18 protein-coding genes are annotated in these 20,182 nt (G+C 71.1%); 6 read left to right on the forward strand and 12 right to left on the reverse strand.

Going from position 1 to position 20,182, the window contains the following annotated elements; genetic code table 11:
* Positions 1–29 precede the first annotated feature (29 nt).
* Both D1369_RS36465 and D1369_RS36470 read right to left on the reverse strand, forming a co-directional pair.
* The gene (locus D1369_RS36465; RefSeq protein WP_007380211.1) at positions 30–2,087 is read right to left on the reverse strand and encodes a hypothetical protein; all 2,058 of its coding nucleotides are present in this window, start codon (positions 2,085–2,087) and stop codon (positions 30–32) included.
* 137 nt (positions 2,088–2,224) lie between these two features.
* Positions 2,225–3,880 (reverse strand): acyl-CoA dehydrogenase family protein, encoded by a 1,656-nt coding sequence (locus D1369_RS36470; protein ID WP_007380210.1) that lies wholly within the window; start codon positions 3,878–3,880, stop codon positions 2,225–2,227.
* 72 nt (positions 3,881–3,952) lie between these two features.
* Between D1369_RS36470 and D1369_RS36475 the strand changes: the two genes are divergently transcribed.
* Positions 3,953–4,711 carry a PaaX family transcriptional regulator C-terminal domain-containing protein gene (locus tag D1369_RS36475; RefSeq protein WP_007380209.1) on the forward strand — a complete coding sequence of 253 codons (759 nt, stop codon included), beginning with the start codon at positions 3,953–3,955 and terminating at the stop codon, positions 4,709–4,711.
* Between the two features lie 64 nt (positions 4,712–4,775).
* Here D1369_RS36475 and D1369_RS36480 read toward each other — a convergent pair whose 3' ends face one another.
* Both D1369_RS36480 and D1369_RS36485 read right to left on the reverse strand, forming a co-directional pair.
* Positions 4,776–5,579, reverse strand: a complete 804-nt coding sequence (locus tag D1369_RS36480) for a pectate lyase (protein WP_007380208.1) — start codon at positions 5,577–5,579, stop codon at positions 4,776–4,778.
* Between the two features lie 48 nt (positions 5,580–5,627).
* Positions 5,628–6,605: a polysaccharide lyase family 1 protein gene (locus D1369_RS36485; RefSeq protein WP_007380207.1), complete on the reverse strand. Its 978-nt coding sequence runs from the start codon at positions 6,603–6,605 to the stop codon at positions 5,628–5,630.
* Positions 6,606–6,928: 323 nt separating this feature from the next.
* On the opposite strand from D1369_RS36485, the gene D1369_RS36490 reads away from it, so the two are divergent.
* On the forward strand, positions 6,929–8,224 hold the full coding sequence (locus D1369_RS36490; RefSeq protein ID WP_037899076.1) for a PHB depolymerase family esterase: 1,296 nt from the start codon (positions 6,929–6,931) through the stop codon (positions 8,222–8,224).
* A 4-nt stretch (positions 8,225–8,228) separates the two neighbouring features.
* Here the strand turns inward: D1369_RS36490 and D1369_RS36495 are convergent, their stop codons facing one another.
* The 3 genes from D1369_RS36495 to D1369_RS36505 form a co-directional block, all read right to left on the reverse strand.
* Positions 8,229–8,408, reverse strand: a complete 180-nt coding sequence (locus D1369_RS36495) for a hypothetical protein (RefSeq protein ID WP_037899075.1) — start codon at positions 8,406–8,408, stop codon at positions 8,229–8,231.
* A 423-nt stretch (positions 8,409–8,831) separates the two neighbouring features.
* Positions 8,832–10,220, reverse strand: coding sequence for a nucleobase:cation symporter-2 family protein (locus D1369_RS36500; protein ID WP_007380203.1), 1,389 nt, complete (start codon positions 10,218–10,220; stop codon positions 8,832–8,834).
* A gap of 96 nt (positions 10,221–10,316) precedes the next feature.
* A complete protein-coding gene (locus D1369_RS36505) occupies positions 10,317–11,654 on the reverse strand; it encodes an FAD-dependent oxidoreductase (protein WP_037899074.1) in 1,338 nt (445 codons plus the stop codon).
* Between the two features lie 189 nt (positions 11,655–11,843).
* Between D1369_RS36505 and D1369_RS36510 the strand changes: the two genes are divergently transcribed.
* Positions 11,844–12,302, forward strand: a complete 459-nt coding sequence (locus tag D1369_RS36510; protein ID WP_007380201.1) for a DUF6214 family protein — start codon at positions 11,844–11,846, stop codon at positions 12,300–12,302.
* Between the two features lie 27 nt (positions 12,303–12,329).
* Here the strand turns inward: D1369_RS36510 and D1369_RS36515 are convergent, their stop codons facing one another.
* Positions 12,330–12,986, reverse strand: coding sequence for a DUF305 domain-containing protein (locus tag D1369_RS36515; RefSeq protein WP_007380200.1), 657 nt, complete (start codon positions 12,984–12,986; stop codon positions 12,330–12,332).
* A 107-nt stretch (positions 12,987–13,093) separates the two neighbouring features.
* On the opposite strand from D1369_RS36515, the gene D1369_RS36520 reads away from it, so the two are divergent.
* A complete protein-coding gene (locus D1369_RS36520) occupies positions 13,094–14,596 on the forward strand; it encodes a hypothetical protein (protein WP_007380199.1) in 1,503 nt (500 codons plus the stop codon).
* Here the strand turns inward: D1369_RS36520 and D1369_RS36525 are convergent.
* The 4 genes from D1369_RS36525 to D1369_RS36540 all read right to left on the reverse strand — a co-directional run bounded on the left by D1369_RS36525 (position 14,584) and on the right by D1369_RS36540 (position 17,816).
* The gene (locus tag D1369_RS36525; RefSeq protein ID WP_037899072.1) at positions 14,584–15,258 is read right to left on the reverse strand and encodes a TetR/AcrR family transcriptional regulator; all 675 of its coding nucleotides are present in this window, start codon (positions 15,256–15,258) and stop codon (positions 14,584–14,586) included. The two genes, D1369_RS36520 and D1369_RS36525, sit on opposite strands and share 13 nt — an antisense overlap.
* 237 nt (positions 15,259–15,495) lie before the next feature.
* The gene (locus D1369_RS36530; RefSeq protein WP_007380197.1) at positions 15,496–16,188 is read right to left on the reverse strand and encodes an HAD-IA family hydrolase; all 693 of its coding nucleotides are present in this window, start codon (positions 16,186–16,188) and stop codon (positions 15,496–15,498) included.
* A 195-nt stretch (positions 16,189–16,383) separates the two neighbouring features.
* On the reverse strand, positions 16,384–17,055 hold the full coding sequence (locus tag D1369_RS36535; RefSeq protein WP_007380196.1) for a phosphatase PAP2 family protein: 672 nt from the start codon (positions 17,053–17,055) through the stop codon (positions 16,384–16,386).
* Positions 17,056–17,285: 230 nt separating this feature from the next.
* The gene (locus D1369_RS36540; RefSeq protein WP_037899071.1) at positions 17,286–17,816 is read right to left on the reverse strand and encodes a DUF5134 domain-containing protein; all 531 of its coding nucleotides are present in this window, start codon (positions 17,814–17,816) and stop codon (positions 17,286–17,288) included.
* 161 nt (positions 17,817–17,977) lie between these two features.
* Here D1369_RS36540 and D1369_RS36545 point away from each other — a divergent pair, with 161 nt between their 5' ends.
* Positions 17,978–19,591: an FUSC family protein gene (locus tag D1369_RS36545; protein ID WP_118082858.1), complete on the forward strand. Its 1,614-nt coding sequence runs from the start codon at positions 17,978–17,980 to the stop codon at positions 19,589–19,591.
* Complete coding sequence (locus D1369_RS36550; protein ID WP_118082859.1) at positions 19,588–20,127, forward strand: MarR family transcriptional regulator; 540 nt, start codon at positions 19,588–19,590, stop codon at positions 20,125–20,127. The genes D1369_RS36545 and D1369_RS36550 overlap by 4 nt, the downstream gene beginning before the upstream one ends.
* The last annotated feature ends 55 nt before the right edge of the window (positions 20,128–20,182 follow it).

The raw sequence follows: 20,182 nt of genomic DNA on the forward strand, positions 1-20,182 counted from the left end.
GACACCTCGCGAACCGCACCCGGCTCACCTCACTCGCCGCACTCCCTCCGTGCGTGGGCCGCCTCCCAAGCGCCCCCCAGCACCTCCCGGCACGCCCGCATCAACCGCTCGTCGTCCAGCACGTCATGGCTGCCGTACCCGCCGGACGGCGACACCAGATGCCGTCGCCGAGCCGCCAGTTCCGCACGAAGAAGATCGTGCAGGGGCACTGACGCAGGCCCCAGGGCGGCGAGGCAGGCGGTGATCGTCCGACGGGTGTACGGATTCTCCGCCCAGGCCGTCCGCAGCACCGGCGCGGCGAGCTCCCCTTCCCCGGAGATCCGCCACACCGCGCACGCGGCGGACACCCGCTCCCACAGGTCCTCCGCCATAACCATCCGCCGCAACCCCGGCAGCGCCGCACCGGCCTTCGGCCCAAGACGCGCCAACGCCCCCGCGGCCGCTCGTCGCCGAGGCATCCCCTCCGTCAACTCGCCGGTCAGCACGGGCAGTACGGCCGACGCGTCCCCTTCCACGGACCACAGCGCCCCCGCGGCGACCGCCGCGCACTCCGTCTCCAGCAGCTCGCGCAGGACGGGCACCACCAGGGAGGGCGCCGCACTCCCGAACGCCTCCAGAGCGTGAACAGCCGCCTCCACCACGGCGTCCCGCAACCGCAGTCGCACCGGCAGGCCCCGCAGAAGCCGCAACACCTCCGGTACGGCCTCCGCGTCGCCCAGTGCGGTGAGCGCCGACAACAGCGGCACGGCCCGCTCGAAGGTCCCGGCGGAGTCCGGCGCGACCTCACCCAGCCGACGACGCAGTGCGGGCGCGAGCAGGGCCGCCCCCGGGCCCAGGTGACCGATCACATGGCCCAGATCGTCGGGTACGACCGGACCGGCCAGCACCTCCGCCAGCACCGGTGTCGCCCGGGAATCCCCGGTCCTGGCAAGGGCCTTGAGCGGACCGCCGAGTGTCGGTGCCCCGCGCTCCGGGCGCCGTACCCACAGGTCGGGCCGGGAGGTCACCAGGGCGGCCAGGTCGTCGGCGGCGGGTGCGGCCAGGTCGAACAGGTCCTCCAGGACGGACACTGCGGCGTCACGCAACCGGCCCTCCTCGGCGGCGAGTTGAGCGCCGATCAGAGTGACGGGCTCGGCCCAGTCGGCGCGCCACTCACGGAACAGCCCCGCCGACATCCACACGGCGTTGCACCGGTCGACGGCGTCCGGGCTGGTCAACTGCCCCTTCAGCAGGGCAGTGCGCTCGTCGAGCCGGTCACCGAGCCCGCGGTGCAGGGTCCGCAGCAACTGCGAGCCCTCCTCGTCCGAGGGCCGCAACCGTCGTAGTCGGCCGGCGAGGGTGCCGGCGTGGGGGCAGTCGACACCATGCCGTCCGGTGGACCGCCGGGCGGACCGCTCTCTGAGCAGCTCGACGGCGACCGGCACCAGGTCGGGCGGGAGCCGGTCGGGGGCGCAGTCGGCGAGCTGGCCGAGGGCGGCGAGGCGCAGCCCGGGGTCGTACGGCGCGGTGCTCTGTGCCGTCAGCAACTCCAGTGCTCCGGCCCCGTGTCCGGGATGCCGCCGGGCGAGGAGGCCCAGGCTCTCGGTGAGGGCGTGCAGGACCCGGTCGTCCCGCTCCAGCGCGCAGCGCTCCCGCAACAGGGCGAGCACGCGCACCGGTTCGTCCAGGAAGCACACCAGAGCTCTCGGGACGGCCCGGCGGACGGCGGGGTCGGCGTCCCCCGCCAGCCGGACGAACACCTCGGCGCCGGCGCGCACTGCTTCCCGGGCCCGCGTGCGCGGACCGTCCTCGGCACCGTCCTCCGCGCCCGCGCTCTCGGCTCCGATGCTGACGACGAGTTCGACGATGCCGGCCCGGTCCGCGACCTCCCCGCTCGCCACGAGCGCGAGCAGAAACGGAACGCAGGCCAGGGTCGAGTCGTACACGTCTCCCTGGTGGTGCACGGCGCCGTACATCCCGTCGAGGGCGGTCTCCCGCTCGGCCGGGTCCGCGGAGGCGAGCCCCCGCAGCAGCCCGGGCACGTCCTCCGCGCTGCCGTACGCGTGCCGCAGCGCGGCCCAGTCGACCTCGTCGATCCCCGTGAACACGTTGTCCTCCCCAGGCGAAGTACCAACTGATCGGAGTCTGCACCACGGGACCGACAACGAAGCGGAATCAGTGTGTGACGGTGAGCGATCCGGACAGGGAGGTGGTCCGGTTTTCGCCAGGCAGCCGCGGAACGGCCTCAGTTGGCGCCGGGCAGTGCCCTCCCGAGGATCGCGGCCACGTCCGCCGCGTCGGGCAGCGTGCCGAAGGCGTGCCCCCAGTCGCCGCCGAGCCGGGTCGCGCAGAACGCGTCGGCGACCGCCGGCGGGGCGTGCCGGACGAGGAGGGAGGCCTGGAGCGTCAGCGCCATGTACTCCACCAGTCGGCGGGCGCCCGCCTCGGACGCCGTGGCCAACTGGTCCCTGAGGCGGGCGACGGCCGCGTCCAGACGGGCGTCCGCCCCCTGGGCCAGGGCGAGTTCGCCGAACAGCGCCTGAGCGGTGTCCGGATCGCGGCGCAACGCCCGCAGGACGTCGAGGGCGTTGACGTTCCCGGAGCCCTCCCAGATCGACAGCAGGGGCGCCTCCCGGTAGTGCCGGGGCATGCCCGAGTCCTCCACGTAGCCGTTGCCGCCGAGGCATTCCAGGGCCTCCGCGGTGAAGGCCGGACCCCGCTTCGTGACCCAGTACTTGCCGACCGCGGTGGCGATACGGCGGAACGCCTGCTCGCCTGCGTCCCCGCGTACGGCCCGGTCGGCGGCGCCCGCCAGCCGTAGCGTGAGGGTGGTGGCGGCCTCGGACTCCAGTGCCAGATCGGCCAGGACGTTGCGCATCAGCGGCTGGTCGATCAGCCGGGCGCCGAACGCGCTGCGGTGCCGGGCATGATGTCCCGCCTCGACGAGCGTCCTGCGCATCAGGGTCGCCGACATCATCACGCAGTCCAGCCGCGTGCAGTTGACCATCTCGATGATGGTCTTGACGCCCTGTCCCTCGGGGCCGACCAGCCAGGCGACCGTCCCGTCGAACTCGGGCTCGGAGGAGGCGTTGGACCTGTTGCCGAGCTTGTCCTTGAGGCGCTGGATGCGGAAGGTGTTGCGGCTGCCGTCCGGCAGGACGCGCGGGACGAGGAAGCACGACAGCCCGCCGGGCGCCTGTGCCAGCACCAGGAACACATCGCACATCGGCGCCGACGTGAACCACTTGTGCCCACGCAGGGTGTACATCCCGGACTCCGCGGTGGGCGTGGCGGTGGTGGTGTTCGTCCGGACGTCGGAGCCGCCCTGTTTCTCGGTCATCCCCATGCCCGCGAGCAGGCCGCGCTTTCGGGTCGGCACCCTGAGCTCCGGCTCGTACTCACGGCCGGTCAGCAGGGATTCGTAGACCTTCGCCAGCTCCGGCTCCTTGCGCAGCGCCGGGATCGCCGCGTACGTCATCGACGTGGGGCAGCCGTGGCCAGCGTCCGTGTGTCCCCACACCAGGCCGCCCGCCGTGCGGGCGACATGGGCGCCGGTACGGTCCTCCGCCCAGGGTGTGCCGGCCAGGCCCTCGGCGACGGCGGTCCGCATCAGGTGGTGCCAGCTCGGGTGGAAGTCGACCTCGTCGACCCGGTTGCCGTACCGGTCGTGCGTGCGCAGCACCGGCTCGTGCCGGTTGGCCTGGTCCGCCCACTCCTGGGCCTCGGCGCTGCCGGCCCGCAGACCGAGCCGCCGCAGGCCCTCCTCGGCCCAGTCGGCGCCCTCGCGGCGCAGCCCCTCCAGCAGGACGGGGTCGTCGGAGGCGTCGTACGGGGCAAGGGGAGGGGGCTGGTTGGTGACGGCGTGGGTGGCGGCCTGCTCGGGCGCGGCGAGGGAGTCCATGCCATCAATGTTGCACTTTGCCTGCGGTCGTAGCAATAGTGCAACAGGACGGGAGTCGTACAGTACGTGACCATGCGCAGGAACGTGTCGGAGCAGCCCGGTGAGGTGGACCTGCGGCCGCTGTCCGCCCGGTCGGTCGTGCTGAGCCTGTTGCTCGGCGCGCATCCACCGCAGCTGCCGGTGAAGGACCTGGTCCGCGCGGTGGAGCCGTTCGGGGTCGGCGGCTCCACGCTGCGTGCCGCGCTCAGCCGGATGGTGAGCGCCGGGGACCTGCGGCGTGCCGAGGGCGTCTACGGCCTCAGCGACCGGCTTCTCGCCCGTCAGCGCCGCCAGGACGACTCCGTGCACCCCCGCACGCGCGCGTGGAGCGGCGACTGGGAGATGGTCGTGATCACCGCTACCGGCCGTGGACCGGCCGAACGCGCCGAACTGCGCGCGCGGCTGACCGCCCTCCGGCTCGCCGAACTGCGCGAGGGCGTCTGGCTGCGCCCCGCCAACCTGCTCCGACCACTCCCGGAGGACCTCGACGGGATCGCCCAGCGCTGCACGGCCCGCCCTGCCGGTTCCGGCCCCGAGCTCGCCGCCGGCCTGTGGCCCCTGGACCGCTGGGCGGCCGACTCCCGGGCGTTGCTCGCCCATGTCGCCCGCGCGGACCGGCCGGCGGACCGGCTCACCGGCTTCGCGGCGGTCGTACGCCATCTGCTGACCGATCCGGTCCTGCCGCCCGAGCTCCTGCCGCACGACTGGCCGGGCGCCGCACTGCGGTCCGCGTACGCGGCCTATCAGGGCGAGCTCGCGGACACCGTCCCTCAGGACCACCTGCGCGCATGACACGGCGGCCGTGCGAAGCGCCGTGCGGGGACGCTTCGTACGGCCGCCTTCACCTGCCGAGCGACTACCTGTAGGTGATGTCGGAGGTGGCGTACTTGCAGTAAGTACTGTCGGGTCCGGAACCGTTGGTGGTCGGCTCCTTGCCCGTGTTGTTCCCGATGTACTTCTGGCAGGGGACGATCTTCTTGCCGGAGTCCCCGACGATCGTGATCTTCTTCAGGGTCGCGCTGTCGCCGTAGTTGGTGTTGATGCCGACGAGCTTGTTGCCCGAATAGGTCGCCTCGATGGTGTTGAGGTTGATCGTCCGCTTGTACTGCGTCGAGCAGTTGCCGCAGGAGCGGACGAAGGTGCCGAAGTTCTGCACCGCGAAGTTGGAGACGTTGAGCGTGCCGGCGCCGTTGAACTGGAACACCTTGTCGCTGGCCGACCGCGCGCCACCACCGGAGACCGTGTACACGTTCGACGACGAGGAGCCGCGGAAGGTCGCCGCGTCCTCGCCGACGTCCTCCCACCACACGTTCTGCAGCGTGCAGCTGCCCGCGCAGTGGATGCCGTCGGCGGCGGGGGCGCCGATGATGACGTTCTTCAGGACCGTGCCGGCGGCCAGGTTCAGGATCGGCCCCTGGTCCTCGTCCTGGCTGTCGCTGCCCAGGTCGCCCGTGCCGTACAGGCGCTTCATCCCGTAGTCCTTGGTGCCGGACAGCTGGATGGTCGAGGAGACCGCCTGGCTGCCGTTCGCGGTGGGCCAGGTGGCGGCGCTCGCCGTCGGTGCCGTGAGTGTCATGATCATGCCAACCGAGAGGCCGAGGGCGGCCGCGGCGCCGGTCAGCGCGCGTGTACGCGCGCGTGGGCGTGCCGAAGAAGTCATGTCCCGAATCCTTCTTCCTTGTGGTGGGGGTGGACTGGTGGGGGAGGGTCAGAGCTTGCCGGCGCCCGCGCCGCCCGTCACCGAGGCGACGACGGAGGAGGCGGGCTCGGCGGTGTAGCTGTACGGAGCGGTGGTGAAGGTGCCGACCTGCGAGACCTCGGTGGCGGCTCCGCCGAGGTCGTTGCCGCGCAGGTTGGCGTATCCGTCCACGTCACTGTTCCGGTTCGTGGTGACAGCGACTCCGGTGCTCCGGAAGACGTTGTTCTCCACGAGCATCTGGGCGCCCATGCGCGAGTGCACCGCGGTCTCGGCGCCGACGACGTAGTTGTCGTAGAAGTGCCCGGTCCCGAAGCGCAGGCTGGGGATGCGCGAGTTGACCTTGTTGAACCAGTTGTGGTGGTACGTCACCCTCAGGTGGCCGGTGTCCTCGCTCGCGTTCTTGTCGCTGTGGCCGACGAGCGAGCCCTTGAAGTGGTCCTTGAAGGTGTTCCAGGACACCGTGACGCTGTCCGAGCCGTGATTGATGTCCAGCAGCCCGTCGTAGTAGTCCTTGTCATGATCGCGGTCCGCCGAGAAGGAGTTGTGGTCGATCCACACCTTCGTCGAGGCCTGCACCTCGATGCCGTCGGCGGGCGCGAGGGGCTTGCTGATGTTCAGGTTGCGGACCACGACGTTGGTGACCTTCTTCAGCCGCAGCCCGCCGCCGGTGAACCCGGACGACGAACCGACGCCCAGCACCGTGGTGTTGGAACCGACGTCGACCGTGCCGCTCAGCGAGATCAGGGCGTTGACCTTGACGACCTTCGCCGTGCTGCCGGTGACGGCTGTCTTGAAGGCGCTCAGCGTGGAGACGGTGACCGCGGAAGCGCTGCCGCCGCCGGTGGTGCCGGCGCCGAAACCGATGGGGGAGGTCTCGGCGGCCCCGGCCGGCTGCGGGACGGCCAGGGCGGCCGCCGTCGCGAGCGCGACCGCACCGGCGGCCAGGGCGGATCTCTGCGCGTGTGTACGTGGGGGGCGAGTACGCATGCGGGTGCGTCCCTTCCATGGTGCCTGCATGGTGCCTGTGGATCACATACGTGATGAATGTTCGCAAACTTGAACGACATGCGCAGTGCAGAGCCGCAATGCAAGGACTCGGTGAGGCGAGTCGGTCACATCGCTGAACGGAACGTAGGGGGTAAGCGCTTTCTGGTCAACGCTTTGCGCAGAAGACATTCGGCCACCCTGGTGGGGGAGGGGGTGGTGGACGCGAGCGAATGATTTCGACGCGTGGGAGCGCTTCCATGGAGGCCATGTGCATGCCACGATGCTCGCCGGACGCTTCCCTTCCGAGAGAGAGGGGCAAGGACGTGCCCATCACCCCGAGGAGACCGCTGGGTTCGGTGTTGGCGGTTGTGCTGTCGTTACTCGCGGCGGTGCTCTTCGCCGCCGTCCCCACCGCATCCGCCCGCACGCAGGCCGTCCCCACGGCGACCCTCACCGAGATCACCAATTTCGGTACGAATCCCAGCAACCTTCAGATGTACCTGTATGTGCCGGACAACGTCACCGCGCACCCGGCGGTCGTCGTCGCCGTGCACTACTGCACCGGCTCGGGACCGGCCATGTACAACGGCACCGAGTGGGCGCGACTGGCCGACACCTACGGCTTCGTGGTGGTCTACCCCTCGGTCACCCGGTCCAGCAAGTGCTTCGACGTGTCCTCGCCGCAGGCGCTGAAGCGGGGTGGCGGCAGCGACCCCGTGGGCATCAAGTCGATGATCGACTGGACGGTGAACACCTACTCCGCCGACACCGGCAGGATCTACGCCACCGGCATCTCCTCCGGCGCGATGATGACGAACGTCCTGCTCGGCGACTACCCGGACGTGTTCGCGGCGGGCGCGGCCTTCTCCGGCGTCCCCTTCGGCTGCTTCGCCACGACGGACGGCTCCGAGTGGAACAGCGCCTGCTCGGGCGGCACGATCGCCCACACCCCGCAGCAGTGGGGCGACCTGGTCCGTGCCGCCTACCCGGGCTACACCGGCACCCGGCCGCGCATGCAGGTGTGGCACGGCACCAACGACGACGTGCTGCGCTACCCCAACTTCGGCGAGGAGATCAAGCAGTGGACGAACGTCCTCGGCGTCAGCCAGACGCCGGCCGTCACCGACACGCCCGTCTCCGGCTGGACCCGCACCCGCTACGGCGCCACCGGTGACCGCGCCCCGGTCGAGGCGATCAGTCTCCAGGGCGTCGGCCACAACCTCTACACGACCGGCATGGCCGCCCGCGCCCTTGCCTTCTTCGGTCTCGACGGCTCGGGCCCGGCACCGCAACCCCAGCCGGGCGCCTGCAAGGTGACGGCCACGACCAACGCCTGGAGCACCGGTCTGACGGCGTCCTTGACGATCACCAACACCGGCACCACGGCGATCAACGGCTGGCAGTTGGCCTTCACCCTCCCCACCGGCCAGACCATCACCAACGGCTGGGGCGCCACCTACAGCCCGTCCTCCGGCGCGGTGACGGGGACGAACGCGACGTACAACGGCACGATCGCGCCGAACGCGAGTGTCAGCATCGGCTACCAGGCCAACCATGGCGGGAACAGCGCGGCGCCGGGTGCTTTTGCGCTCAACGGCAAGACATGTACGGCGAGTTGACGACTCACCGGCCGTCGCGGCCCTCCGGCGGGATGTTCCGGCGCAGTGCGCGGGCGTCCCGCCGGACGGCGTGCCAGGAGCGCAGCAGACCACGCGCCTGGTCGAGCAGTCCGGTGAGGGTGTAGAGAAACACGGACACCACGCTTGCCGCGCCCAGAATGTCCAGGACGATCCGCGACTCCATGCTCGGGTCTCCTCCGAGAGGGAGGGTGATCGAACCGAGCGCGAGCCGCAGGCGGGATGGCAGGTGTCTCAGGCCGACCACCCGGTACCGACGGTGATCAACTGAGGCCCTGCCGGCGTGCAGGCCGCGTGTGAAGTTGTCGCGATTGACGCGTCGCCGATCCCTCGGCGGACGCGCCCGAAAGGGACGCCGGACCCATTCCCGTCGCAGTCGGCGAAACCGAAACCGACCGTGCGCAGGAGAGCCTACTTCCCGTGCCCCCTGCGCCGGAGGCCCTTTGCGGAAACGGCTCAGACCGACCGGTGGTACTGGTCCGGCCCGTGCACGTTCCCGCCCAGCTCGCGCGCCCTCCCCTCGCCGTCAGCAGTCGTGCCCTTCCGCATCCGGAGCGCGGCCAAGATGAACGGCCTGCGCCGGGACGACCTAGACGATCTCTTCCCGGGGCTTCTCGACAGCCTCCTCGACGCCGCCGCCCGCCAGGCCGTCCGGGTCGGGAGCGGCTGAACGGGCCTTCCCCGGAAGGTGGTTGAAGAGCAGGTTCAGCACGATCGCCGTGAGGCAGCCCGCGCTGATGCCGCTGTTCATCACCGTCTGGAACCAGTCGGGGAACTTCTCGTAGATCGTCGGCACGCCGACCGGCAGTACACCCATGGCCACCGAGACGGCCACCACGGTCAGGTTGTTGTTCCCCTTGAAGTCCACCTGGGTGAGGGTCCTCAGGCCGCTCGCCGCCACCGTCCCGAACATGACCAGGCCCGCCCCGCCCAGCACCGGAGCGGGTATCGCCGCGACGACCGCGCCCAGTTTGGGCAGCAGCCCCAGCACGACCAGGATGCCGCCGGCCGTGGCGACGACCCAGCGGCTGCGCACCCGGGTCATGCCGACGAGGCCCACGTTCTGGGCGTACGCCGTGTAGGGGAAGGTGTTGAAGACACCGCCGAGCACGGTCGACAGGCCGTCCGCGCGCAGACCGTCCGAGAGGGATCGCGGTTCGACCCTGCGGTCCGTCATCTCGCCGACCGCTATCAGGTCACCGGTCGTCTCGGTCATCGTCACCAGCGCCACCACCAGCATCGACACGATCGCCGAGAACTCGAACGTCGGTGCCCCGAAGTGGAACGGCGTGCTGATCCCGACCCAGTCCGCGTCCCCGACCCCGCCGAAGTCCGTGAACCCGAAGGGAACGGCCACCGCCAGGCCCACCGCGATGCCGATCAGTACCGCGATCCGGCTCAGGAATGCGGGCGCGAACCGCTGCACCCCCAGCACCACCGCCAGGACGAAGACGGCCAGCGCGATGTTCTTCGGTGCGCCGAAGTCCGCCGATCCGACGCCGCCGGCCACCCAGTTGCCCGCGACCGGCAGCAGGGAGATACCGATGATCAGGATCACCGTGCCCGTGACCAGCGGCGGGAAGAAGCGCAGCAGCTTGCCGAAGACCGGGGCGAGCAGCATGATCGCGAGTCCCGCGACGATCACCGAGCCGTAGATCGCCGGGAGTCCGCCGCCCGTGGTGCCGATCAGGACCATGGGGGACACGGCCGCGAAGGTGCAACCCTGCATGATCGGCAGTCGCACGCCGAAACGCCAGAAGCCGATGCACTGGATGAGGGTGGCGATGCCGCACACCAGCAGGTCGGCGGTGATCAGATACGCCAGGTCCGCCGGTGACAGCTTCATCGCACCGCCGACGATCAGCGGGACGGCCACGGCGCCCGCGTACATCGCGAGCACGTGCTGGAGACCGAAGGCGGCGAGCTGTCGTACCGGAGGTACTTCGTCCACGGGATGCGCAGGGGTGGTTTGGGCCATGTCCGAGACCGTAGGGGTGTTGAACAGTTTGTTGATTTCGGCGGTGTTGCCGATTGGTTGCCCGGTGCGGGCAGTTTCTTTGGGGCCGAAGACCGGCTAACGACCACGCGCGGCGTTCATCAGGGACTGCCAGTCCGGGAGTTTCACCACACCTCGGCCCAGCGAGGCTCCCAGCTCCGCTTCCGCCGCCTCTATCGCGCACCAGCCCGACCATCCCACCGGCTCGACGCCCGCCGCCCGCAGCGCCTCCAGCGGGTCGCCGGGCAGGTCTTTGTGGACGAGCGTGGAGGCGTCCTCCAGCAAGGACGTCGCCGTCTCCTTCGCGCATGGCCGGTTCGTGCCGATGACGCCTGTCGGGCCGCGCTTGATCCAGCCGGCCACGTACTCACCCGGGGCCACCGTGCCCTCGCGCAGGACCCGCCCGCCGAGGTGGGGAACGGTTCCCGTGGCGGGGTCGAACGGCAGACCCTCCAGCGGCACCCCGAGGTAGCCCACCGAGCGCAGCACCAACTGGGCCTCGATCTCCTCGAATTCACCAGTGCCGCGGACGCCGCCGCGTCCGTCCGGCACCGTGCGCTCGAAGCGGACCGCGCCCACGCGTCCGCCGTTGGCGAGGAGTTCGACGGGGCGCAGGAAGAACCGCAACGAGATCCGGTGGGCGGACGGCCGTGACTCCGCGGCCGCCCAGCCCCGCAGCACCTCCACGTTCCGGCGCTGCGGCGCCGGCAGGGCGGAGGGGTCGAGGTAGGCCGGGTCGCGCGCCAACTCCTCCGCGTGCACGGCCACTTCGGTGTCCGGAAGCGAACCGAGCTCGCGCAGCTCCTTGGTGGTGAAGCGGGCCTGGGAAGGGCCCCGCCGGCCCACCATGTGGACCTCCGTCACCCGGCTGGCCGCCAGCGCGGTGAGCGCCGGATGCGGGATGTCGGTCGGGCTGAGCTCGGTCACCCCGCGCGCCAGCATCCGCGTCACGTCGACGGCGACGTTGCCCACACCGATGACCACCGCCGACCGGGCGCCCGCCACGAAACCGTCGGCCGCGGAGTCGGGATGCGCGCTGTACCAGGACACGAACTCCGTCGCCGACCAGCTGCCCGGCAGCTCCTCGCCCGGGATCCCCAGATGCCGGTCGGTGGCGGCGCCCACGCAGTACACCACGGCGTGGTACAGCTCGCGCAGCCGCTCGGCCGGCACCCCGCCGGGGCCGATCCCGACACCGCCGAGGAACCGCACCCGCTCGTGCTCCAGGATCGTCCGCAGACTGGTCTGGAGCGATTTGATCTTCTCGTGGTCCGGTGCCACCCCGTAGCGCACCAGGCCGTACGGGCAGGGGAGCCGGTCCAGGACGTCGACGAGCACGTCGGGGTCCTGCTGGACGAGGCTCTGGGCGGTGTAGCACCCGCTGGGCCCGGAGCCGACGACGGCGACACGCAGCACGGCGGAACTCCTTACGAGAGGAGTCGCTGACACCTCCAGGATCGCACCGCCGGTGCTGCTCTGACAGGGTGCCGGAGCGACCGGGGCGTGCGTGTCCGGTCGTATGGAATGTGATCATGCGGTTACGTTGCGTGTGTGCTAGAAGCATCCTTTCTTAATCTTTCTGATCGTTGTCCGGCGGACGGCAGCGTGTCCGTGTGGCCCGCGTGGGAAGTGCGGGAGGACGCCGGTGCGATGGCGTGGTTCGACGTCCGGCTGGTCTTCTCCGACGGCGCCCGGGTCGACGCGCTCGCCGTGGTGGCCCAGGGAGGTGTCTGCCTGGAGGACGTACGGGCAACGCCCGCCTTGTCACTGGACGACCTGGGCGTGCTCGCGGACTGGATCGAGGGGCCGCTCTTCGCGGCCTGCGGAAGGGAGCCCGAGGTGGCGGCCGGGGAGGCCGGACCGCGTCGTGCTCGCCCGGCCTGGCCGCGCGGCCTGGAGGGGAGATGGCTGGTGGCGCAGGAGTACCGGGCCGCCCAGGAGGACGGCGTCGACCCGGTCCTCGCCGTGATGTGCGCGACCGGGCACAGCCGCCGCAAATCGCTCCGGCTCATCTCGCAGGCGCGTGACGCGGGCTTCCTGACACCACGTCACGCGCGGCGCTGAGCGCGGCGGTTGTGCCGACCGGCCTGTTCAGAGCATGTTCCGCATGCGGTTGATCTCGCTCGTCTGCTGGGCCACCACGTCGTCCGCCATCTCCTCGATCCGGACGTTGTTGCCCTGCCCCTTCACGTCCGTCGCCATGGTGATCGCCCCCTCGTGGTGAGTGATCATCAGGGTGAGGAAGAGCTCGTCGAAGGCCTTCCCCTTCGCCGCGCGCAACTTCTCCAACTGCGCCTCGGTCGCCATGCCGGGCATCCTGGTGTGCGCGTGGGCGTCGCTCTTCTCGGACTGGCCGTACTCCTTCAGCCAGGCCCTCATCGCCTCGATCTCCGGCCCCTGGGCGGCGGAGATCCGCTCGGCGAGGGCCTTGAGCCGCGCCGACTCGGCGCGCTGCGGGGCCAGTTCGGTCAGTTCCAGGGCCTGGGCGTGGTGCGCGATCATCATCCGCGCGTACGAGACGTCCGCCGAGTTGGGGGCGTCGTCGTCGGCCCGCTGCTCCTCCGCGTCCTGGGCCGACAGCGTGCGGTTCGCTTCACCGGGCTTGCCGGGCACCAGCACCGAAGGCCCGGTCGCCGAGGCGGACTTCGGGTCCGCGTCCGAGTCGCAGCCCCCGAGGGCCAGGGCTGCCAGCGCGGCCAGAGCGATCGTCGCGTACGGCGCGCGGCGGAAAAGCACGGTGCTCACCATGGCCCCCTCATGACGATTTCGTTGCCCCCTGTTGATCTGTGCATGGTGAAGACGATACTGCGGTGACGCGTGAACCGTTCCACATGAACGGCACAGGGAGGAAAACAGTGATCCTGTTGCAAGAGTCCCGAACCCGTCACAGACGTCTGGGAGTTGCCGCGGCCGCCGCAGGTCTCCTGGCCGCGCTGCTGACCGCAGGCCCCGCCGTCGCGACCCCCGACCCCGGGGACGGCCCGACGGCGGGCAAGGGAGTCTCCAAGAGCACCGAGGCCGAGGTGAAGGCGGCGATCGCCGACGGCGAGATACCCGGGCAGGACGAGATCGTCCACTCCGGCAACATCGAGCACCTCGTCAACATCCCCAAGGACGCCCTGCCCGGCACCAATTCGGACCTGGCCTTCCAGGGCCGGTACGCCTTCGCCGGCAACTACGACGGCTTCCGCATCTTCGACATCAGCAACCCGAAGGCGCCGAAGACGATCGCCCAGGTGTTGTGCCCCGGCTCGCAGAACGACATCTCCGTCTCCGGGAACCTGCTGTTCCTCTCCACCGACTCCTCGCGCAGCGACAGCAGTTGCAGCAGCACCACCCAGCCCGCGACTGAGAAGTCATCGTGGGAGGGCATGAAGGTCTTCGACATCAGCGACAAGAAGAACCCGAAGTACGTCGCCGCCGTGGAGACCGCCTGCGGCTCGCACACCCACACGCTGGTGCCCGAGCGCAGGAACGTCTACATCTACGTCTCCTCGTACTCGCCGAACGCCGCCTACCCCGACTGCCAGCCGCCGCACGACGGCATCTCCGTCATCAAGGTGCCGCGCAACGCCCCCGAGAAGGCGGCGGTCGTCGGCTTCCCGGTGCTCTTCCCCGGGGAGGGTCCCGACGGCGGCGGCAACCCCGGTTCGCCCACCAACCCGGGCGTCTCCAAGACCACCGGCTGCCACGACATCACGGTGCTCCCGGACCAGGACCTGGCGGCGGGCGCCTGCATGGGTGACGGCATCCTGTTCTCCGTCAAGGACCCGGAGAACCCGAAGGTCATCGACCGGGTGCAGGACAACGTGAACTTCGCGTTCTGGCACTCGGCGACCTTCAACCAGAAGGCGAACAAGGTCGTCTTCACCGACGAGCTGGGCGGCGGCGGTGCGGCCACCTGCAACGCGCAGATCGGTCCGAACCGAGGCGCCGACGGCATCTACGACATCGTCGGCAAGGGCGACAAGCGCAAGCTGGTCTTCCGCAGCTACTTCAAGATCCCCCGCTACCAGGCCGACACCGAGAACTGCGTCGCCCACAACGGCTCGCTGATCCCGGTCAAGGGCAAGGACCTCATGGTCCAGGCGTGGTACCAGGGAGGCGTGTCCGTCTGGGACTTCACCGACTCGTCGAAGCCCCGGGAGATCGGCTACTTCGAGCGCGGTCCGCTCAACACGAGCACCATGCAGACCGGCGGGGCCTGGTCGGCGTACTACTACAACGGCTACATCTACTCCAACGACATCGTCAAAGGCTTCGACGTCCTGAAGCTCAGCGACAAGCGGACGGATCCGGCCAGGAAGGTGCGGCTCGGCGAGCTCAACGTCCAGACCCAGCCGGACTACTTCGACTGATCCCCGGCCTGCCGGCCCGTCTCGAAGAAACGCGACAGATCTTTGTCGCACGTCCCGTCGGGTGCTTCGGCGCCCGGCGGGACGCCCTGCTCCCAGTCGAGCCGGTAGCGGGTGAACAGCTCGGCGCGCAGGGTCGCGATCGGCAGGGGGACGTTCGGCAGGACCATCGCGTAGACCGCTCCCATGAGCTGGGAGCGCAGCATCGGGTAGTCCGTCCCGACCGTCTGCGAACCGTGCCGTTCCATCGTGTCCCGCAGCAGTTCCGCCAGGCGCTGCTGCTCCGGGCACTGTACGAAGCCCTCGGTGTCCAGCAGTCCCGCCATGTGCTGGCGCATCAGCACCGTCCGGTCCCGGGCCAGGCCCAGGACCGCGTCGATGGCGCGGGCCATCCGCTCCCGGCCGTCCTCGGTGTGCGGCTCGCGCTCCAGCGCCTCCTCCAGCGTGCGGTGCATCAGCCGGTGCACTGCGGACTGCACGAGCTGGCGCTTGCCGGGGAAGTAGTACGACACCAGACCGCGCGCCGAACCCGCCCGGTCCGCGATGTCGCCGAGGGTCGTGGCCTCGTAACCCCGCTCGGAGACCAGTTCGAGTGCCGCCTGCAGGAGCCGCTCCCGGGAACGGCGGCGCAACTCTTCGTTGACCGAGGCGCTGCGCGGGGACATGCCGTAACTCCTGTGTTGACTGGCTATCAGCCAACTATACTCAGTGCGTCCGGACCGGCCCGAAAATGGCCTGGTCGGGGCTGCTGCCTGCTCTGGGCGACGCGGGGGATCGTCCAGGGTGGGCGAGCATGCGCCCCAATGGTGTCCTCAGGCGACCTTCTGGCGGGGCGACCACCCCGTTTTCAGACAGTTTTCCGGTGCCGATTCCGAGCGGGCGTCCCGACGGAAATCCCGGGCTCAGTCCACCAGGTCGAGGACGGGCCGCAGTGCGTCGGGCCGCTGCGCCGCCGGCAGATGATCCACGAAGTGCACCGCGCAGCCCAGGGCCGCCGCACCGCCGTCCGCCCGCCTGTCGTCGCCGACCATCAGAACGTCCCGGGGCTCGGCACCGAGCGCCGTGCAGGCGGTCTTGAACAGCCGGGGGTCGGGCTTCTGGACGCCGTGCTCGTACGACAGCACATACGCGTCGACGTACGGGTCGAGCCCGTGCGCGCGGAACACCGGGCGCAGGTCCCAGCCGATGTTGCTGACGACGCCCACCTTCGTCCCGCGCGCGCGGAGTGCGCGCAGCACCTCGGCGGCATCGGGATACGGCTGCCAGGCGGAGGGGAGCATGTGCCGGTCGTAGAGCGCGTCGTGCAGGGCGGGATCCGGCAGCGCGACGAGCCGCGAGAGCCCGGTGTACGCGGCCCGGTGCAACTCGGCGCTCTCGTCCCGGACGTCCCACACGGCGGCGAGCTCGTCCGGCATCGGCACCCGGGGCGCCACCCCACCGGGCAAGGCCCCCACGTGCTCCAGCTCCCGCGCGATCCGGGTCGACTCGGCCTCGGCGAGAGGGAGTCCGGCCTCGTCGAGGACGGCCCTCAGCCAGGAGGCGGTGGACTCGATCCGGAAGAGGGTTCCCGAGAAGTCGAACAGAACGGCAGCCATACGATGATCTTACGGGCCCGGCGTTCCATGTCCGGGGGAGTGCGTTCCCGCGGAACAGGCAGAGGAAATCCTGCTCGCGCACCGGGCAGCAGCCCGCGTACGCCATGTGCTGGTCTCGGCTGCCCCGCGCCCGGACCGCCAGGTGTGGAGGTCGGCGGCGGAACGGATGGCCCGGCTCAGGGCTCGGGCCGTCGTTCACGGCCGGTACCGCTGGTGGACCGTCACCGCCAGCGTCACCAGCATCGCGCCCAGCAACCAGCCGCCGAGCACGTCGGAGGGCCAGTGGACGCCGAGCCAGATACGGGTGAGGCCGACGCCCACGACGGAGATCACGGCGACGGTCAGGGCCGTGAGCCACAGGGTGCGGCCGACGCCGTAGTGGTGCAGGAGCCACAGGAGGAGGCCGCACACGACCGTGGCCGTCAGCGCGTGGCCCGACGGGTAGGCCGCGAAGTGCGCGGTGTCGACGGGGTCGGGCCAGACGGGGCGTTCGCGGCCCACCGCGGCCTTCAGGGTCTGCTGGACCAGTGTGCCCAGCGCACATGTGGCCACCAGCCACACGGCGGCCCAGCGGTCGTTGCGGCGCAACACCAGCCAGATCGCCGCGACCGCCGCCAGGAGGCGCATCGCCCATGGGTCCCAGACCCAGTCCGTGAGGATGCGGAAGACGTGCGTGAGCCCCGGTTCGTCGACCGCCCAGCGGTGGGTCGTGTCGGCGATGTCGCCGTCCACGCTGAGCAGCGGGTGCCACTCGACCACGACCAGGGCGAGCAGCAGCACCGAGCACAGTGCGAGGACACCGGTCGCGCGGGCGGCGGTCCGGTGCTCCGGCGGACGGGGCGGGGAGTCGACGGACGGGGTGTGCATGCTGCGATCCTCGTCGACCGGTGCGGTGGGAGGCGAATTCCGGAGCGGGTGGGCCGGACCGGCCGTCGTCCGGGGCCGCGGTCATGGCCGGCTGTCCGCCATGGGGGGCATGGTCATTGCCGGGTTCCCTGTTGTCCGCGAGTCCATGCCCCCGGCCGTCCGGCGCCGCCGCGGTCGTCAACAGGCGGTGAACTCCTCTTCCCGCGTGTGCGACTCCGGCGGCCGAACCGTCAGAGCGTCAGCAGCATGGCCACCATCGCGATGCCCATCGACAGCCGGCACGCGCGAGCGAGTTCGGGCCGGTCGCCCCAGCCGACGGTGCCGCCGCCCGCGGTCACCGGTATCAGGCGGACGCCGGACAGCAGGACGTATCCCGCGAAGTAGAGGAGCAGCGTGCCCGTCACGACGGGGACTCCCGCACCGCCGTGGTGTCCGGGGGAGGCCGCCATCACCACCGCCATGTAGACCATGGCCCCCGCCCCCACCAGGTGATGCAGATGATGGGTGCTGGCGCGCGCCGCCCACAGTGCGCGCAGCGCGGCCCCGCCGAACACCGCCGTATAGAGCGGCCAGGCCCACGACGGGGGCGTGAACACGGCGGCCGGTACGGCCATCGCGGCCATCCCGAAGCCCATCAGCGCCTCACCGCCCGCGGCCCGGCGCTGCTCCTCCACGCTGCTGCGCATCCGCAGCAGGCAGTACGCCCCGGTCGCCGCGCAGAGCGCCACCAGCAGCCAGCCGGACGAAGCCGGTCCGTGCACGCCAACCTCCCCCGCTCGACGGTCGGTCAAGGGATGCCCGGGCCATGCGGCGCGCAATCGAGCGCAAGGGTGTACGCGGGGAGCGTGCGGCGGAGCACGGCAGGTCAGGGTGATGACCGTCATGTCGTTTACAGGTAAAACACCTGCTAAAGTAGTGCCTCATGAGCAGTGCGACCCCCCACCCCGACACTCCGCGCGTACGCCGTCTTCCCTTGGCCGGCGTGCTGCGCCTCGGCAGGCCTTCCGACATCTGGTTCAAGCCCGCCCTGAGCGTGGTGGTCGCGGTCGCCCCGCCCAACCTGACCCTGTTGGCCCTCGGCCGCCTCGACCTGGCGATGTACACCATGGCCGGATCCCTGTGCGCGCTCTACGCCCACAACCGGCCCTACGCCGCCCGGGCCCGCGCTCTGGCCTGGGTGGTGCTCGGCATGGTCGCCGGCCTGGCTGCGGGCCTGGTCGCCGCCTCGCTCACCGGCAGCGCGGTCGTGCTGGTCACCGTCGGCGCGCTGGTGGCCGCCGTACAGAAGACGCTCTGCGACGCGACCCGGATCGGCCCGCCGGGACATGTGGTCCTCACCTTCATCAGCTCCGCCTCCCTCTTCGCCCCGCAGACCCTCGTCCAGGTCCCCGGCCACCTCGCCCTGGCCCTCGCGACGGGCGCCTGGGCCTGGCTGGTGGGGATGGCGCCCGGCCTGTTCCGGCCGCACGGTCCGGAGCGACGGGCCACCGCGCGCGCCCTGGACGCGGCCGCCGCGTACGCCGAGCACCCGCGCCCCCAGGCGAGCGGAACCGCCCATGCCGCCGTGCAGGCCGCCTGGCAGACCCTCCTGTCGGCCGGAACCCGCTCCGAAACCCGGCGCGCCCTCGGACGCCTCGTCGTCCGTGCCGAGGTCGCCCTCGCCGCCCCGGCCGACGCGGACCCGGACCGCCTCCGCGCCTGGGCCCGCGAGCTGCGCGGCACCGCACCGGTCCCGCAGGCGCCGGACGACGACGAACTCCTCGGCGTGGAGATCGAGCTCGCCGCCCCCGCCCACCCGGTGTGGCGCATGCTCGCCCCGATCGCCGTACGCACCGCCCTGGGCTGCGCCCTCGCCGGCTACGCCGCCCTCGCGCTCGGCGTCGGCCGCCCCTACTGGGCCCTGGTCACCGCGGCCTCCCTCTACCAGGCCAACGTCACCCTCACCTGGAGCCGGGGCGTCCAGCGGGTCGTCGGCAACCTTGTCGGGGTGCTGGTGTTCGCCACTGTCGTCCCGCTCGCCCATCTCGGGCCCGCCGCGCTCGTCCTGTGCTGCCTCGCCTTCAACTTCGGCGCCGAGGCGCTCATCGCCCGCAACTACTGGCTCGGCAGCGTCTGCGTGACCCCGATGGCGCTGCTCATCACCGAGTTCGCCGGACACCAGGAGCCCGGCCGGCTGATCACCGAGCGGGTCATGGACACCCTCGTCGGAGCGCTGGTCGGATTCGTCGCCGCCGTGGCCGTCACCAACCGGCGCGCGGGCGACCGTGTCGAGCAGTCGCTGGCCGCGGTGGAACGCGCCCGCGCACACACCGCCCGACTCCTGGCCGGGCCGCATCCCGCGCCCGGCGCCCTGGCCTCCGCCCGCCGCGCCCTCGCCACCGCCCTGGTCGATCTGCGCGCCACTCTCGAGGCCGCGTCCGGCGAATGGTGGCAGCGTGCCCTGCCCCAGGAGAGGGTCGTGCGCGCCGAGCAGGCCGGACACCGTACGCTCGCCGCGACGATCCGGCAGCGCAGAACGGAGGGCGTACGTCCATGACGGCACCGAACGGACGACCGGCGGACCCGACGAGGCACGACACCGTCGCCGCGGTCGTCCGGCAGTGGCAGACCGTCCACCCCGGTCTCGACACCGGCCCCATGGAGATCATCGGCCGCGTCAACCGCTGCGCGGCCCTCCTCCAGCAGGCCGAGGACGCCCCCCTGCGCCGGGCCGGGCTCAGCCGCCCCGAGTTCGACCTGCTCGGCGCGCTGCGCCGCACCGGTCACGAGCTCACCCCCGGCGATCTGGCCCGCGAGACCTTCTCCTCCGGCGCCGCCGTCACCAAGCGCCTCAAGCAGCTCACCGAACGGGGCTTGGTGGAGCGCCGGGGCGACACCCGCGACCGGCGCGTCGCCCATGTCCGGCTCACCGACGCCGGCCGCGAGCTGGTCGACGGGATCCTGCCCGAGCAGCTGGAGTACGAGACGGCGGTGCTGTCCGTCCTGACCCCCGAGGCGCGGGACGAACTCGCCGCCCGGCTGGGAGAGCTGCTCGGCCGACTGGAGGGCATCCTGGGCGTGCTGCGCGCCTGACGCCTGCGACCTGCGGTTTCGGAAGTTTCGAAGCCCGCTTCCTGTTGACGCGGTC

It is taken from the genome of Streptomyces sp. CC0208 (assembly GCF_003443735.1).
Lineage (GTDB): Bacteria > Actinomycetota > Actinomycetes > Streptomycetales > Streptomycetaceae > Streptomyces > Streptomyces sviceus.

Excerpts from the sequence above, each read along its gene's own strand:
- D1369_RS36485 (WP_007380207.1), bottom strand. The coding sequence starts at position 6,605 with ATGCGTACTCGCCCCCCACGTACACACGCGCAGAGATCCGCCCTGGCC.
- D1369_RS36545 (WP_118082858.1), top strand. The coding sequence starts at position 17,978 with ATGAGCAGTGCGACCCCCCACCCCGACACTCCGCGCGTACGCCGTCTT.
- D1369_RS36535 (WP_007380196.1), bottom strand. The coding sequence starts at position 17,055 with ATGCACACCCCGTCCGTCGACTCCCCGCCCCGTCCGCCGGAGCACCGG.
- D1369_RS36495 (WP_037899075.1), bottom strand. The coding sequence starts at position 8,408 with ATGGAGTCGCGGATCGTCCTGGACATTCTGGGCGCGGCAAGCGTGGTG.
- D1369_RS36550 (WP_118082859.1), top strand. The coding sequence starts at position 19,588 with ATGACGGCACCGAACGGACGACCGGCGGACCCGACGAGGCACGACACC.
- D1369_RS36515 (WP_007380200.1), bottom strand. The coding sequence starts at position 12,986 with ATGGTGAGCACCGTGCTTTTCCGCCGCGCGCCGTACGCGACGATCGCT.
- D1369_RS36530 (WP_007380197.1), bottom strand. The coding sequence starts at position 16,188 with ATGGCTGCCGTTCTGTTCGACTTCTCGGGAACCCTCTTCCGGATCGAG.
- D1369_RS36525 (WP_037899072.1), bottom strand. The coding sequence starts at position 15,258 with ATGTCCCCGCGCAGCGCCTCGGTCAACGAAGAGTTGCGCCGCCGTTCC.
- D1369_RS36500 (WP_007380203.1), bottom strand. The coding sequence starts at position 10,220 with ATGGCCCAAACCACCCCTGCGCATCCCGTGGACGAAGTACCTCCGGTA.
- D1369_RS36475 (WP_007380209.1), top strand. The coding sequence starts at position 3,953 with ATGCGCAGGAACGTGTCGGAGCAGCCCGGTGAGGTGGACCTGCGGCCG.
- D1369_RS36480 (WP_007380208.1), bottom strand. The coding sequence starts at position 5,579 with ATGACTTCTTCGGCACGCCCACGCGCGCGTACACGCGCGCTGACCGGC.
- D1369_RS36470 (WP_007380210.1), bottom strand. The coding sequence starts at position 3,880 with ATGGACTCCCTCGCCGCGCCCGAGCAGGCCGCCACCCACGCCGTCACC.